This window comes from Paenibacillus favisporus (assembly GCF_040545415.1).
Taxonomy (GTDB): Bacteria; Bacillota; Bacilli; order Paenibacillales; family Paenibacillaceae; genus Paenibacillus_AQ; species Paenibacillus_AQ favisporus.
Genome location: NZ_JBEPLV010000003.1, coordinates 966472 through 981859, shown reverse-complemented (window position 1 = coordinate 981859; position 15388 = coordinate 966472). Strand labels below are relative to the sequence as shown.

Sequence of the window (15388 nt, the reverse complement as noted above, 5' to 3'; positions counted from 1 at the left end):
GAGGAGATATAGACCATATCTATGACTAACAATTACGAGTTGTATAAAGTGTTTTATTGGGCCGCAAAGACAGGAAGTTTAACGCAGGCCGCCAAGGCGCTGTACCTGACTCAGCCAAGCGTCAGCCATGCCATCAAACAGCTGGAGGAGCGGATCGGCGTTACGCTGTTTTACCGCAACTCCAAAGGTGTAAGCCTGACGCAGGAAGGCAAGATTTTATTTTCCTATATAGAGCAGTCGCAAATTCTCATTACGCTCGCTGAAGAAAAAATGGTGGCGCTCAAAAATTTGGACAGCGGCGAGCTGCGGATCGGCGGAAGCGATTCGTTGTTCAAGCACTACCTGCTTCCTTTTCTCGAGGACTTTCACGTCAAGTATCCGGGAATCAAGCTGCACCTGAATCACGGCACGACACCGGAAGTGATCTCCTATCTAAAGGAGGGACGGATCGACCTTGGCGTTGTCCGAATGCCGATCTTCGACTCGCAGCTGGAGGTAACGGAAAGCATTGAGCTGCAGGACTGCTTTGTGGCGGGCGAACGGTATGAGGAGCTGAAAGGGCAGGCGCTGTCCATGGAACAGCTGATGGAATATCCCGTTATTCTGTTCTCACGGAACAGCCGGGTGCGTATGGCCATCACAGAGCTGTTTGAAAAATACGGACACGAGCTGAAGCCCGACATCGAGGTGGGAAGCGTCGATTTGCTGATCGAATTCGCCAAGCGTGGACTGGGCATTTCGTATGTCACGCGGGAATTTGTAGCCAAAGAGCTGAAGGAAGGCTCTCTCTTTGAAATTGAGCTGGATGTGGAGATCCCTCCTTCCAAGGTGGGCCTTATGGTGATGCGTAACATGCCGATATCGGCGGCGGCGACAAGATTTATCGAGGTGGTTCATTAGCCGGGTGTAAGACAATAGTAAGAGCAAGGTGAAGAGGACGCCAATGCAAATGGCGTCCTTTAACGCATCATCCGTTCTTCAATTCAGTGCTGCTTCCGGTACGCTGACGGGGACATCGAACAGTAGTTTTTAAAAGCACGGGTAAATGCAAACAGGGTCGGATACCCAAGGGAATAAGCGATCTCCGTAACGGCAGCCGACGTCCCGGACAGCATTTGCTTGGCCTTGTCCATCTTGACCTTGGCAATATACTCGGCTGGCGTCATGCCTACAAACCTCGTAAACTGTGTCGAAAAATAGGTACGGTTCAGGCCAGCATACTCGGCTACTTGCTGTACGGTGATCCCCTCGGCGGCATGCCATTCGATGTACTCGGTCCATTGGGATGCTTTACTATTTTTTATCGTTGTCGCAGCAGGACGATGAGGCTCGTCCACGGCTTTGGCGCTTGCGATCAGCTGGGATAACACCTGGTACAGCAGTCCTTTCAGGTTCAGGGCGGCGGCGACCTGATCCGTCTTCCCATCCTTCCACTCCGCAAACAGACGCCGGATCAAGTTCGCTACCTCTGGACTCCACAGCCCTCTGGAGCAGGGTACATCCGGATGAAAGCCTGCCAGATTCAGCATCGGTTCCATGCCCGGTCCATCCATGGCCAGCCATGTTAACTGCAGAGAATGATCGTCTTCCGGCTTGTAATACATATAGGTGCGGTTCGGATACATGCAAAAGGCATCCCCTGTCTTGAGCCTGTAAGTGTGCCCCTCATATTCAACCATCAGGCTGCCTGCCCTGACAAAATGAATACTGTAACATTCAATTCTGCGCGGACCGATCCGGTATCCCGGCTTGGCTGTACTCTGACCCGCCCTGACCAGCCAGAACGGGGTACCTTTGTCGATCCTGGTCGGCGTGTAATATAAAAACTCCGCGAATTCGTGGTCATACTCCTGCAGCATAACGTTCTCACCCTCCCCATCTTCCTTACATGAACTGACAAAATGATAAATCTATCATACAATACGCCATTCTCTTTGGGCACCCCTTTACATATAATCAGTTCGAGGAGGTTGACGGATGAAGAAACCTAATATTTTGTTAATTACCAGCGATCAGCAGCACTGGAATACGATTGGCGCCTTTAATCCTGAAATACATACCCCGAATCTGGACCGGCTTGTCCGGGAAGGGACGACGTTCGACCGGGCGTATTGCCCCAATCCGACCTGCACGCCGAGCCGTGCCTCGATCATTACCGGCATGTACCCGAGCCAGCATGGCGCGTGGACGCTCGGCACCAAATTGCTGGAGGACCGCCATACGGTAGGCGAAGATTTCAAGCAAGCCGGTTACCGGACCGGGCTGATCGGTAAAGCACATTTTCAGCCGCTCACATCGACCGAGGAATTTCCGTCGCTTGAAGCCTATCCCGTTCTTCAGGATTTGGAGTATTGGAAAAATTACAAAGACGGTTTCTACGGTTTTGAGCATGTGGAGCTGGCACGGAATCACACCAATGAAGCCCATGTCGGGCAGCATTATGCGCTGTGGATGGAAGAAAAAGGCTGCCATAACTGGAGAGACTATTTCCTGCCGCCGACAGGTACCATGGACCGGGATCAAACATATAAATGGCCGATTCCCGAAGAGTACCATTACAACACCTGGATCGCCGAACGGACCAATGCTTTACTGGAACAATATCATGAAAACGACGAAAGCTTTTTCCTGTGGTCCAGCTTCTTCGACCCGCACCCGGAATACCTCGTTCCCCAGCCATGGGATACGATGTACGATCCCGAGCAGCTCACCATTCCCGAGATGGTTCCGGGCGAACATGACCGTAACCCGCCACATTTTGCCAAAACGCAGGAAGAGCAACCCGACTTCACGGACCTGCAGGAAACGGGTCATGGCATCCACGGTTACCGTTCGCATCATTATTACGAGTACGGCAGCAGGAAGCGATTGACGGAGTATGACAAGAAAAAGCTGGTCGCCGTCTATTACGGCATGATCAGCATGATGGATAAGTACATCGGGCATATTCTCGATAAGCTGGAGGAACTGGGAATGGCCGATAACACGATCGTCGTCTTTACGACGGATCACGGGCATTTCTTCGGACAGCACGGTCTGCAGGCCAAGGGCGGGTTTCATTACGAGGACTTGATCAAGCTGCCGTTTATTGTCCGGTATCCCGGTGAAGTGCCGGCCGGCAAGCGGAGCAGCGCCATTCAATCTTTGGTGGACCTGGCTCCGACCTTCTTGTCCCTGTGCGATCTGCCGGTTCCTTATGCCATGACGGGCATCGACCAGAAAAAGGTATGGCTCGGCGAAACCGCACAGGCGCGGGATCACGCTATCTGTGAGTTCAGGCATGAACCGACCACCATCCACCAAAAAACGTACGTCGACGAGCGTTATAAAATCACAGTCTACTACAACCAGACCTACGGTGAAATCTTCGATCTGCAGGAAGACCCCGGAGAGCTGAACAATTTATGGGACGATCCGGAGCATGCGCCGCTCAAAACCGAACTTCTGCTTAAATATGCCTGGGCGGAGCTCGGCAAAGAGTCCATGCCGATGCCGAGAATTACCGGAGCATAAGGCTTGTCAGGCCCAACCCAAACGATGGGAATGCTTGGCACGGCGTAAGGAATTCATGAACCTATGAACCGTTCGATAGTAAAAGTAACAGCAGCACATCCAAAAAGGCCGATTCACATCGCTGTGAATCGGCCTTTTCCAACTCATTTATCGATTCGGATACAGTTCGAATTCATCACCTAACTCCGTCTCAAACTGGAGCAGCGAACCTTCCAGCATGTGAACCTCGCCTCCTACCTTCTGCAGGCGTACTTCGCCTTCTCCCCATGGATTCCGGATACGGCATATTCCTCCCAGGGAAGACGTGATCCTTACATATGGTATATCGCCGCCCTGAACAGCCGATTTGACGTTAAATCCACCAGGACACCATAGCGAAAATTCGGCGTCCCAATCCACAGGACATGCAGGGAACAGACGGATAACCGAATCCTGGCCTGGGCCTGCAGGCTGGCTTTGGCACAGCGCCGATTGCAGCGCAGCTGCGGCGTTACCAAGACGCTGAATGCTGATGCAGTTCACCCCTTCCCTGACGGTCAAGCGGTTTTCAAACGATTTGATTCGGCCCGTATCGTTGAAATAGCAGTAATCCCGCTCCGCGTTGACACATTCCAACTGGGCCAGCACGACCTGCTTAAAAGGCTCGGCAAGCCCCATATTGGCCAAGACGCGTGCCATCCCCGACATTTCAGAGGCAGCCCGGCTCCAGTCGTGATCGAGAAGCTCCTCCTGGTACCGAACCGTCGCCATAGTCGTCTTAAACATGTCTGGGTTACTCACGGCAGTTTCTAGTGAACACAGGCTGCCGAAATAGGCAGGCTTCACGTCGATATGGCTTTTCTGATCCAATACCGGACCGAGAGCGCCGACCCATACGGCCGCTTCCCCTTCTCCCGTTTTCAGGACGGCGTCTGCTTGATCGCTTCGCGGAAGCGGGGCCAGATGCTCGTAAAGCTCCTGCCACGCCGGCCGGATATCGCGATCCAATCCGAGTAGGTCCGAAGCCCTCAGGACGATCGGGAAGATTGTATGCATGCCCGCCATCGAATCCATCGTGTCTTTGCCGCCGTAATATTTTTCGTCGCTGGTCGTATGATACATGTGATACAGTCCGTCCTCATCCTTCCGCAGGTTGGGATAGTGGCGGAAAAACTCGGCGACGCCCCGGATGATCGGATATGCGCGCTCACGCAGCCATTCTTCATCCTTGGTGAACTCATAGTACAACCAGTAGTGGTATGCAATCCCGACCTGGGTGGCGAACATGTGCGTCGTGAATCCAAAGGGGCCGTAACCTCGTTCCTTGTATGTAAATCTGCCATCCACATATTTTTCGTGATACTTCCAGTTCCAACGGCTCTCATGCGGCCGCTTGGAGTAAGCATACTCGCGAAACCGATCGGTCATTTGCTCCCACGGCTTGCGCAGCAAATAGAGGTCCCTCATTTCTTCGGCAATGTCTTCCGGCAGCTCCTCAACGCCATCAAAGGACACGACTTCCGGAATATAAATGCCATGGCTTCCCCACTGCTGCCTTGCGGCGGCTGCACACGAATCGTACATGGCTGAATACATGTTGAAATACGGATGGAACAGTTCATTATGCCCGGTTGGCAGCACGGCGTTATAATACAAATTCATGTTGTTCCACCAATGCATGGCTCCCCAATGCCGGAGATCTCCGCGCGGGCTGAGCAGCATGCCGCCGAAATTCGGAGGATATTGTGAACCCCGCGAATTGGATGCCATCAGGTATACATAATACGTGTAATGCTGCTCGACAAATTCGGCACGCCCGTCCTCGCTATGAAGGCGGATATATGATTTGTCCCAAAAGGAATGCCACCACTTGCGATGCTCCGCCAGCAGCGCGTCATATCCCGCTTGCATGGCATGCCGCACCGTTTGGATCGCTTCCCCGATGACATCTTCCTGCTCATCAAAGCTGGCTGCGCTGCTCATAAAAATATCAAAACTGCCGTTTCCCGGTTGGACGCATAGGCGCATTTCCGTCTCATTCGGCTGCCCGATGACCAGACTTTCCCGATAAGCGCCTACTGGCTTCCGGCCGCCGTACTCGTCGTTCATCCTTACCTGCGCGTCCCTTCCCGTTATCGCAATAACGACCGCTGAAGCGCAGAAATAGTCGCCTTCGCGGAATTGCTGATGAAGCACCATCATGCCGTCCCTTATCATGAGGCGTGACACAGCAGAGTGGTTTTTGGTCACGACCTCTGCCGGGCGCAGCATTTTGAGCTTAATGTTGACCACTTGAGGCACCGGCCGCCGATCATGGATCCGGACGCCGAACACATCATGCCCTGACGCAGCAAAGGCCTCCGCCGCCACCCCAATCCCCGAAATCGCTGCTGTCGCGTCATACAGGCTTAGATGCTGGCGAATTCCTTTGTCATTAAATACATCTTCGCCATAATCCACAAGATCGATATCGACAAAGCCGCAGCCGTAAGCATAATCCGAGTGCCGCTGGTTGAAGCTGTTGGTACGGCTGTCGTTCGCATACACATCGGCCCGGTTGATTTGAAACTTGAGCGCTGAGGGGGAAGTCCAGATGAGACTGCCCATCCGGCCGTTTCCGAGCGGAAGGCCGCCCTCACTTCGCTCCACGGTATGACGGTAATGCAAATCCGCCCGTGAGACATGCTCACGCATGCTGATGTTTGGAGATCCCACTGCTTTTTTCACTGGCCTGCACTCCCTGCGTGTGTGATAGCCTTAAACTATCACGGCTAATGGTGAATCCATGTCTATCTTAATCGTGTGCGGGATGCTGCCAGTATGAATAAGTTACGATGGACATGGAATTTGTTACGAAACGACAATCCGGGCCAACCTGGAGTGGCAACAAAAAAGAAAGCCGTACCTAACGGCTTCCTCGTAAAAGGGTCTGACTCATATAGTCTGGTTATAAACGGACGATTTCTCCGGAACGGACTTCGATCGGGTCCCCATCTACGCTGATCCATACCGATTGGGCCGACGGATTATGAATGAGGCGTGAATCGGCAGAGTACCGGAGTCCTTCCACGGCCTTGCAATAGGCGTAAATTTCCGCATTCGTCGCGTACCAAATGTCGTCCTTGCCGCCGATCATCTCACCGAACCTCTCTACCAAGTCCCAGTTATTGTCGTTGTCGAATTCATAGCTGTGGCCCCAGACGTAAAAAAGCGACATTCTTGAATATCGCTGCTCCGTATGAATCCATTGATCGACGTATTCGACCATTTGCTTATGATGGCAGGTCGGATGCCAGCGGAGCCAGTCTTCCGGCTTATGAAAGCCGCCATGACTGTTCACCGTACGGGCGTATTCGATACCGATGGACCGCAATATGTTCACAACCTGATCGCTGTAGGTGCCGAACGGATAGCTCATCCCTTTGACCGGATAGTTGACGAGCTCCTCCAATGCCTTGCGGTCTGCCACCACCTGCTCCAGCACTTGATCCGGGGGCGTCTGTTCCAGAAAGGGATGGTCCACCGTATGAACCGAAACCTCATGCCCCTCAAACAATGCCGCGACTTCCGTTTTGTCAATATGTCCTGCTTTGCCGAGATTACCGCTGTTCAGATGAAACGTCCCTTTGAGGCCATAGTCGTTCAGCAGACCGACTAATTTGCGGTCATGGTCCCGCCCGTCGTCGAAGCTGAGCGTCACCGCCTTATTCACACCGTTAGGAAAACGGTCCAATTGGATGCGCATATGTCGTCTCTCCTCTTTGGTAAGCATAGTGACAATCGTTTACTTGTACATATGAATTCGCTTCTGATGATCCAACTTCATTTTCATAGCCGCAAGCGTGTTGCGTGTCCAAGGAATTTTGTTCATTGTCATCACATTCAGAACATAAATCAACACTAGCTTGATCCCTGTAAAATCCGATTGTGGTTGATTATGAAAGGCTTCCAATGGGACTCCCCCTACTTCATTTGATACCCCATCTACCCAAGTGAACGGTTTGCGCTTTCAATCACGCGTTGTATGTAAGCTTGTAATGCCTCAATGAATATGCGGCCTGCCTTCCCCAAGTACTTATCCGTCCGGTAAATGATGCAGATCTCCTGGCTCGGTGTTGGATGCAAGAGCGTGACTGCGGTGATTTGTTCCCGGCCAAGGTTGTCGAGCAGCAACCGGGGAAGAATGCATGCTCCAATTCCCTGCTCTACCATAGAGATAAGCGTCGAAAGCGTCGAGGTCACCATCGCGTGATGCAGCTCCATCCCTTTTTCCTGGCAGCAGGATCGAATCAGCTTCGTGATCTGGTGATCGGGGCCGAATGTGACCATATCCAGCTCTTTTAGCTGTTCAAAGGGGATGGCCTTTAATCGGGCAGCGGGATGATCCGATCGGACGGCAAGCGCAAACTCCTCATGAAACAGCGGGATGATGGCCATACGGTCGTCGGGCCGCTCAGGCATCGTCGTGACGCCCAAGTCTCTGTTCCCGGCCAAAACCTCTTCATATACGTTCGTCGTTTCGCTGACCGAAATGGACAGTTTGGGATAAGCCCGGTGAAAATCAAGCAGTAACGCGTCGAACAGCAGGTCCCCATCCCCTGGCAAAATGCCGATGTCCAGCTTGCCGCCCTCCATTTTTTTCAGATCCGAGATGGCCCCTTGAATGTAATCCACCCTCTCAAAGATCAGCTGGCTCTGTTCGAGCAGGATCCGGCCGGCATCGGTTAAGGCAATCTTTTTGCCGATCCGGTCAAACAGAGGCATCCCTAGCTCCTTTTCCAGAAACTTGATTTGCTGGCTCAAATTCGACTGTGTCGTGCAGAGGTTCTCGGCGGCCCGGGAGAAATGCATTTCTTTACATATCGCTGCAAAGTATTCAAGCTGTCGAAGTTCCATGGACGTCTCCTTCCCATTGGTTCGTATGCTGCCATGTTAAGTTCTATATCCAGTATAACGGAGGACGGAAGGATTTCCCATACGATGAAAGATCCATTAGTGAAAACGATTCATACCATCGGAATTACGTGATTGTTGCTTATGGTCTGGACCGGTAAACTTGGTAACAAGAACGAAATAAACCACCCCACAAACCACTAAGGAGGAATTACAAATGAGTACACAATCTATCGTGAATACGGGCAAGGTGCTGCATCAATTGGTGATCGGTCAGGTACAGGGCATACCTGAATCGCTCTTCGACATAACGCCGGCAGGTTTTCGAAATACGATCCGCTGGAACGTCGGTCATATCGTATTTTGGCTCGATCGATATCAGCAGCTGTGCTTCGGTTCAGCGTCGACTATTCCAGCATCCTACGAAACGTTGTTCAACAGCGGTACAAAGCCGGCCGACTGGACGATTGCTCCGCCATCCCAAGAAGAATTGGTGCAGCAGCTTGCCAATCAGCTGTCCCAGATTTCGGAGATTACGCCGGATATGCTTCAGCAGGATCTGAAGTCCCCGTTCGTGTTGGGACCCTTTGAATTCACGACCGCTGCCGAGTTGTTCAACTTCGCCTTGATGCACGAAGCTATCCACCTGGGAACGATTACGAGCCAGCAAAAAGCGGTACAATAGCCGGCTTTCTTGTAAAACGGATTGCATTCGCGCAAAAATGTGCCTCATAGCGGAAGTTCTACCAGCTAAACGAAAGAAGCCCCTTCACAGCAGCGCTTGGCGCCTGGAAGGGGCTTTAACCTATTCGTGAGAACTAATCTTTTACCGTGTTAAGCACTTGTTGTGCCTGATAAGGCTTTCTCGCCTTCAACATAGTCCGCGTATTCTGCGGCATACTTCTCCAGCTGCTCATCGCTGACTTCGCGGATTCGGCCAATAACAAACGGCGACCGATAGATCATCCCGGTCAGGTTTGCCGTCTGTTGGAACGGACGGAGCAGCTCGCCATAAGAGTAATTATGAAAGCCGCCGGCCTGGTACATGCTCGGAGAACCTCCGGAAGAGATGGCGATGATTAGCTCTTTTCCATTCAGCTTGACCCCGCCTGGTCCATGGGCCCATCCAAACTCGAACACTTCATCCATCCATTTCTTCAGCAGGGAAGGCGAGCTGTACCAGAAAAAAGGAAATTGAAGCACGATTCGGTCGTGCGCCAGAAGCAGCGCCTGCTCGCTTGCAATATCGATCTTTTCGTCCGGATAGGCTTCATAGAGCCGATGTACGGTCACATTGCCCCGCCGCTCCAGCTCTTCGGCCAGTCGCCTGTTGATCCGGGAATGCTCCAGATCGGGATGAGCAACGATCACAAGCGTGGCTGTCCTTGAGGATCGGTTCGTTTGGCTGGAATGTGTATCGTTGGTCAAGATGGAAGGGTTGGTCAATGAAAACATCTCCTTATTTTTAAATTATAATTCGGGATATGTCGATGTATTGGATAAAAAATAAAATTGATATTACATATCTCGAATTATCGATTTGTTTTGTATATAAAAACTGAATTCATTGAATTGAATCCAGTCTCTATCATTACAGGTCTTTCTGGATGTACGAGGCGATGGCCTGAATCGCTTCTTCATTCCTTTTGTAATAGGTCCACTTACCAATTCGGGTTGCATGGATCAGACCTGCCCGCTGCAGCACGGACAAATACTGGGATGTGGTCGATTGAGTCATGTTCAGCTTGGCTGTAATTTGGCTTACGCAAACCCCAACTTCGATCAGTTCCACCCCTCCCTGGGGGCCAAAATAGGCTTGAGGATCTTTCAACCACTCTAAAATTTGTAAACGCGCTTCATTAGACAATGCTTTAAACACTTCAATAGGTTCAAGTGATTTCATGATTTTTATTATATCGATAATTCCCGATATGTCAACACGATGATAAAAGTATTGTTAAACCCTTACGATCTGCAAGCCAACAACTTGTTATTTTGATTACACTTATACCTCATGTCACTGTATTTCATCGGACTCGGCTGTATCAGAATTAAAGACAAAGACCGGACCATGCCACTGCTCGTTTTGAAGAAATTCTTCGCAATAACGATCGTGTTGTGCATACTCTGAAATCACATGTTTCCAAAAAGCATACGCCGGCTTGTTGCCAACCGTTTGCCTGATCTCCCATGTCCCTTTGAACTCCTCGAATAGGGTATAGGCAGCTTTTTTACCTACCCCTCTCCGCCTGTATTTTCTCATGATAAAAAAGTCGCTGATTAAATTTGTTTTCTCAGCCTTGCTCAATTTCATATGCTCCTGTGGTACATCCAGACTGACCAGAACAAATCCCGCGATTTCCCCGTCCACAGTTACCATAAAGGGTCTTCTGTATTCATCCGTCCACTGGTGATCAATGTATTTGTATAAGTATTGACCGTGCCTGTTCAGCACATGCCCATCAAACTCACTGCTGTCGTAGCGGTATAGCTGTATGAGATTGTACAGCAGTGTCTTATCTTCATAAGGAATAGGGCACAACTTAAAATCCATAAATTCATTTCCTTTCATTTGATTTCCGCCGAAATCGTCATTTCATCAACAATCGTGCTCCGCAATCGGCGTAGGTCCCGGACCGGCGGCATCCCAAACATCCGGGCATATTCCCTGCTAAAATGCGACGGACTCTCGTATCCGACCTGAAACGCAGCTTCCGCCGCATCGATCGATTCGGAGAAGAGCAGCCGGCGTGCCTCTTGCAAACGGATCTGCTTTTGGTACTGGATCGGACTCATCCCTGTGACTTCCTTGAAATAATCGTACAAAGACGAAGTGCTCATACGGGCCTCCGCAGCCAATTCTTCTACGCGAAGAGGAAGGGCAAAATCGCGGTTAATCTTCTCAACCACCCCCGCGATACGCTGGGCGTGGCTTCCGATCACGGCAAATTGCATCAGAGATGCGCTGTGCTCGTTCTGAAGCACCCGGTAAATAATTTCCCGCATGGCATAAGGAGCAAGCACCGGAATATCACGTGGTGTCTCAACCAGTTTCACAAGCCGCAGCACGGCATCCAAAAGCGTATCGTTGAGCTGGCTTACCTTCAACCCCCGGCTGGTCTCATTCCCAGCTCGGATCGCATCATCGGATGCTTGAATCACATCAAGAATTTGGTTCATATCAAAAAGGATCTGCAGGCTTAAATACGGCGTTTCATTCGATGCCTCCATCACTTGCCCTGTAATCGGTAATTGGACTGAAGCGGTTAGGTAACTGCTCGGGTCATACTGATACACCTCTTGTCCCAGCATAACCACCTTGGAACCCTGCGCTACGACGCAAAGGGATGGCTCATAGACAGAATATACCGGTTCGGATAACCGGGAAGAGCGAATGAAGCGCAAACCGGGAACTTCCGTATCATGCGTACCGTCCTTCGGTGTGAACTTCTCGATGATCCGGAGCAGTTCTTTCCTTTGTTTCTCGAACCATTCATCCATCCTTTTCTTCCCCCTTTGATCTACATGATTAGCTTAACTTTATCCGCTTCTGGAGGATTAGGCAATCATCTTGTATGATCCGGCTACCGTCTCTCTTCCCGAAGGAACGATAATGAACATGTAAGAAATGCGAAACATGGTCCGGATAACTTTACTGTAGAAAACGATGACAAGGCAGGATTCAATCCGGCTTTCGCAAAGGAAAGGAGAATATTCAATGACTGCACAAAACGAACAATCCCATCCGTATATCGGCATGTGGGTGACAAAAGACGGTTACATCCGGCATGAGCTGCTGCCGAACGGGCGGTATGACGAAGCGCGCGGTGATCGGAAGAGCGCATATCAAGGCAGGTACACCATTGTAGGCGACCATATCGAATATGTGGATGATACAGGGTTTACAGCGGACGGCGACTTCCGCGATTCGGTGCTCTACCACGCCGGCATGATTCTCTATCGTGAAAATTAGCGGGGAGATGCCCCTTTTTCATCACAAGAGTTCGAATCGAGCAACTTAGCATAAATCAAATCCAAAGGAGAAATGTTCAATGTCCGAAATCAATGGAAAAGTCGTTGTGATTACTGGTGCAAGCAGCGGGATCGGCGAAGCTACAGCGAAGCTTCTCGCCAGCCGGGGCGCCCATGTCGTCATGGGGGCCAGACGCGTAGAAAAACTGGAAGCACTGGCTTCCCTCATTCAGGCAGAAGGAGGGTCCGCCTTATATCAACAGCTTGATGTGACGAGTATCGAGCAAATGCAGTCTATCATCCGCTTGGCGCAAAGCCGATTCGGACGGGTCGATGTCATCGTAAACAATGCCGGCGTGATGCCGCTATCACCGTTGGAAGCTTTGAAAATCGACGAATGGAACCGGATATCGACGTCAATATCCGCGGAGTTCTGCACGGTATTGCCGCAGGTTTATCCGTAATGAAGGAGCAGCAATTCGGTCATATGATTAACGTAGCTTCCATCGGGGCTTATTCGGTGACGCCGACGGCGGCGGTATACTGTGCAACCAAATACGCCGTTCGCGCCATCACGGAAGGTTTGCGGCAGGAAATTGATGCAGACATTCGGGTAACGCTCGTTTCTCCCGGCGTAACGGAATCCGAGCTCGCTGAGAGCATTACGGATGACGGGGCAAGGGAATTTATGAAAACGTACCGGCGTAACGCTCTTCCTGCTTCCGCTATTGCCCAAGCCATCGCCTATGCGATCGAGCAGCCGGCGGACGTCGATGTGAACGAGCTGGTGGTTCGCCCCACAGCCCGGCTTGGATGATACGATGCATAAATAAAAATTAAGCATCCTAATGACGAATCAGGCAGCCGGTCGACAAAACGATCGGGCTGCCTGATAGTTTTTTAATTACAAGTCACGCTCATATCGTACTTCCTCCAACACCTCTTTGAACCCCACGGCATGATACAAGGATAAGGCCGATGAATTGGCCGTTTCAACCTGCAGTTCGGCAGACTCACATCCGATATTTTTGAGATAGATCAGCGCTTGGTGCAGCAAATGCTTGGCAATGCCCTGTTGGCGGACTTCAATCAGTGTCATTCACGAACCTCACTTTTTATGATCTATAACACTACTCTAACAGGTTGATTTTACCATTTTACGTTACACTTATTTGGTAACATTCGTTTATATTCGTTTTGGTGGTTACCAATGATCGGATAGCCAATTAGGACATGGCTTGCTGGTCTAACCACTCTTGTTGCATAAGACCGTAAACGACTCTGTCTAAATATTGGTCATGTAAACGTTCGTAATTCCGGATAATCCCTTCCTGCGTGAAGCCCAATCGTTCCGGAATCGCTCGGCTCTTGATATTGCCTGCAGCTGCGCCGATCTCGACTTTACGAAGCCGCAGATCATGGAATGCATGAGCGACAAACGTTCTGCATGCAGAAGTCATTAAACCTTTCCCCTCAAATGATGAGCCTAGCCAGTAGCCTATTTCTGTCCGACCCGCTTCCCAATCGATCCCTAGAAAACCTATGGACCCTGCAATCTGTTCCTTATACCATATCCCAGCCCAGTACCCATCGTTATTGGCGAATCTTTTTAATGACCTGCTTATAAAGGCTCTTGTGTCCTCGACTTTATGCGTAAGATCAGGAAACTGAAGCCACTGCCGTATAGATTCACGACTGCTGTCAATTAAATGATAAAGCTCGTTAGCATGCCTGTCTTCCAGAATCGAAATGTATGTATCATCATTGACTATAGCCTTGTACATCAAATGACTCCTCCTTTGTCAAACATTAACGTTCATTAATTAAGATCTTAGTCTCTCGTATCAAAATTATGAAGGGATATGAACAGCTATACAATGAATTTTTCCGAAGTAGGCATTGCAAATCCTTGGAGTATATTTTATTATGGATATTGTAGGTCTATAATGTTTCCGAACAGAAAGGAGGATCTCACTTGAACCATCCCTCTTCTCTAGTGGTACTTTGTTGTGAGGTTTACGATGGTTTCGGTCAAGCAAGAGCCTTAGTGTTTTAAACATACAGCCAAATTTATTTTTTTGCTCCAATTATGGATATAACAGATCTATGGAGGTTTAAAAGATCATGAGCGATTTTTTTAATGAAGCCCGCTGGGAAAAAGCGTGGAAAGAAGATCCTGACACCTATATAAACAGGTCCAAACAGGCCGGCATCGACCCGTCTCGAGATTTTGATCATAAAGCCAAGGCTTTCCATGAGCAGTCATTTAGCCCGGAGGGAAGAAAACGAACTAATCGGATCCTGAACTGGATTGAGGGACAAGGGGTATCATTTAAAAATGCCTCTGTGCTGGACATCGGCGCCGCTTCGGGCGTATTTTCGGTGCCGTTTGCAGAGCGGGGAGCCCGTGTAACGGCCGTCGAGTCCTCTCCACCACAAGTTGAATTGCTGAAGGAACACATAGCCAAGTTTGACGTAGGCCAAATAAAGATTATCCCCGTACCGTTTGAGGAAATCGACGTTCAAGAAAAAGGCTTGAGCCAGGCTTTCGATCTCGTCTTCGTTTCGATGTGCCCGGTCATTCGCGACTGGGAGAGCGTAGAGAAAGTGCTCCAATGTGCCCGAAAATTCTGTTATATCAGTCTGCCTGTTTCTTCCGCAGAACATAGTCTGGTCAACGAAATTTGGCCGCTCGTCACTGGCGAACCTTACAAGTCCAAACCAGCGGAAATGGGATATTTGCTCCATCTGCTGTATCTCAAAGGCTATTCCTATGAGTCCCTGGTCACCCGGGAAACGAAAACGGTAGAGATGTCGAAAGAAGAGGCGCTGCAGGAGATGATGAGCTGGCTTCGCAGACATGGTCTTCCTGTCGATGAGCGCAACCAAACCATCGTTGCAGACTATCTGGACCAAGCATATCCGTCTGGACAAGTAACCTTCCAACAGGGCGGGCGTTTTGGCAAAGTACTGATTCGACTGCAGGATCAGAACATGTACACCAGAGAGATTTGAGTCGGGAAATCTATTA

At 50.3% G+C, this 15388-nt stretch carries 15 protein-coding genes and 1 pseudogene; 6 read left to right on the top strand and 10 right to left on the bottom strand.

Annotated elements, in window-relative coordinates; all coding sequences use genetic code 11:
• The first annotated feature begins 21 nt into the window (after window positions 1-21).
• The gene (locus ABID47_RS17535; protein ID WP_354498588.1) at window positions 22-900 is read left to right on the top strand and encodes a LysR family transcriptional regulator; all 879 of its coding nucleotides are present in this window, start codon (window positions 22-24) and stop codon (window positions 898-900) included.
• Between the two features lie 83 nt (window positions 901-983).
• Here ABID47_RS17535 and ABID47_RS17530 read toward each other — a convergent pair whose 3' ends face one another.
• Window positions 984-1859, bottom strand: a complete 876-nt coding sequence (locus ABID47_RS17530) for an AraC family transcriptional regulator (protein WP_354498586.1) — start codon at window positions 1857-1859, stop codon at window positions 984-986.
• A gap of 118 nt (window positions 1860-1977) precedes the next feature.
• On the opposite strand from ABID47_RS17530, the gene ABID47_RS17525 reads away from it, so the two are divergent.
• Window positions 1978-3513, top strand: coding sequence for a sulfatase family protein (locus tag ABID47_RS17525; RefSeq protein WP_354498584.1), 1536 nt, complete (start codon window positions 1978-1980; stop codon window positions 3511-3513).
• Between the two features lie 147 nt (window positions 3514-3660).
• Here the strand turns inward: ABID47_RS17525 and ABID47_RS17520 are convergent, their stop codons facing one another.
• The 3 genes from ABID47_RS17520 to ABID47_RS17510 all read right to left on the bottom strand — a co-directional run bounded on the left by ABID47_RS17520 (window position 3661) and on the right by ABID47_RS17510 (window position 8388).
• The gene (locus ABID47_RS17520) at window positions 3661-6219 is read right to left on the bottom strand and encodes a glycosyl hydrolase family 95 catalytic domain-containing protein (RefSeq protein WP_354498582.1); all 2559 of its coding nucleotides are present in this window, start codon (window positions 6217-6219) and stop codon (window positions 3661-3663) included.
• Window positions 6220-6439: 220 nt separating this feature from the next.
• A complete protein-coding gene (locus ABID47_RS17515) occupies window positions 6440-7237 on the bottom strand; it encodes a polysaccharide deacetylase family protein (protein ID WP_354498580.1) in 798 nt (265 codons plus the stop codon).
• 239 nt (window positions 7238-7476) lie between these two features.
• Window positions 7477-8388 carry a LysR family transcriptional regulator gene (locus tag ABID47_RS17510; RefSeq protein ID WP_354498578.1) on the bottom strand — a complete coding sequence of 304 codons (912 nt, stop codon included), beginning with the start codon at window positions 8386-8388 and terminating at the stop codon, window positions 7477-7479.
• Window positions 8389-8602: 214 nt separating this feature from the next.
• Between ABID47_RS17510 and ABID47_RS17505 the strand changes: the two genes are divergently transcribed.
• Complete coding sequence (locus tag ABID47_RS17505; protein ID WP_076166093.1) at window positions 8603-9070, top strand: DinB family protein; 468 nt, start codon at window positions 8603-8605, stop codon at window positions 9068-9070.
• A 149-nt stretch (window positions 9071-9219) separates the two neighbouring features.
• On the opposite strand, the gene ABID47_RS17500 is transcribed toward ABID47_RS17505, so the two are convergent.
• From ABID47_RS17500 to ABID47_RS17485, 4 genes are all read right to left on the bottom strand, one after another.
• Window positions 9220-9831, bottom strand: a complete 612-nt coding sequence (locus ABID47_RS17500) for an NAD(P)H-dependent oxidoreductase (RefSeq protein WP_354498576.1) — start codon at window positions 9829-9831, stop codon at window positions 9220-9222.
• A gap of 145 nt (window positions 9832-9976) precedes the next feature.
• A complete protein-coding gene (locus tag ABID47_RS17495) occupies window positions 9977-10288 on the bottom strand; it encodes an ArsR/SmtB family transcription factor (RefSeq protein WP_116230650.1) in 312 nt (103 codons plus the stop codon).
• 114 nt (window positions 10289-10402) lie between these two features.
• Window positions 10403-10957 carry a GNAT family N-acetyltransferase gene (locus tag ABID47_RS17490; RefSeq protein ID WP_354498574.1) on the bottom strand — a complete coding sequence of 185 codons (555 nt, stop codon included), beginning with the start codon at window positions 10955-10957 and terminating at the stop codon, window positions 10403-10405.
• Window positions 10954-11886 (bottom strand): AraC family transcriptional regulator, encoded by a 933-nt coding sequence (locus ABID47_RS17485; RefSeq protein ID WP_354498572.1) that lies wholly within the window; start codon window positions 11884-11886, stop codon window positions 10954-10956. The genes ABID47_RS17490 and ABID47_RS17485 overlap by 4 nt, the downstream gene beginning before the upstream one ends.
• Window positions 11887-12103: 217 nt before the next feature.
• On the opposite strand from ABID47_RS17485, the gene ABID47_RS17480 reads away from it, so the two are divergent.
• Together ABID47_RS17480 and ABID47_RS17475 are read left to right on the top strand one after the other, a co-directional pair.
• The gene (locus ABID47_RS17480) at window positions 12104-12358 is read left to right on the top strand and encodes an Atu4866 domain-containing protein (RefSeq protein ID WP_354498570.1); all 255 of its coding nucleotides are present in this window, start codon (window positions 12104-12106) and stop codon (window positions 12356-12358) included.
• Window positions 12359-12437: 79 nt separating this feature from the next.
• A pseudogene (locus tag ABID47_RS17475) lies at window positions 12438-13174 on the top strand (SDR family oxidoreductase).
• Window positions 13175-13261: 87 nt separating this feature from the next.
• Here ABID47_RS17475 and ABID47_RS17470 read toward each other — a convergent pair.
• Both ABID47_RS17470 and ABID47_RS17465 read right to left on the bottom strand, forming a co-directional pair.
• Window positions 13262-13456, bottom strand: coding sequence for a GNAT family N-acetyltransferase (locus ABID47_RS17470; RefSeq protein ID WP_354498568.1), 195 nt, complete (start codon window positions 13454-13456; stop codon window positions 13262-13264).
• Between the two features lie 127 nt (window positions 13457-13583).
• Entirely contained in the window at window positions 13584-14141 is a 558-nt protein-coding gene (locus ABID47_RS17465; protein ID WP_354498566.1) for a GNAT family N-acetyltransferase, read from the bottom strand.
• Window positions 14142-14481: 340 nt separating this feature from the next.
• On the opposite strand from ABID47_RS17465, the gene ABID47_RS17460 reads away from it, so the two are divergent.
• Entirely contained in the window at window positions 14482-15372 is an 891-nt protein-coding gene (locus tag ABID47_RS17460) for a class I SAM-dependent methyltransferase (RefSeq protein WP_354498564.1), read from the top strand.
• Window positions 15373-15388 lie beyond the last annotated feature (16 nt).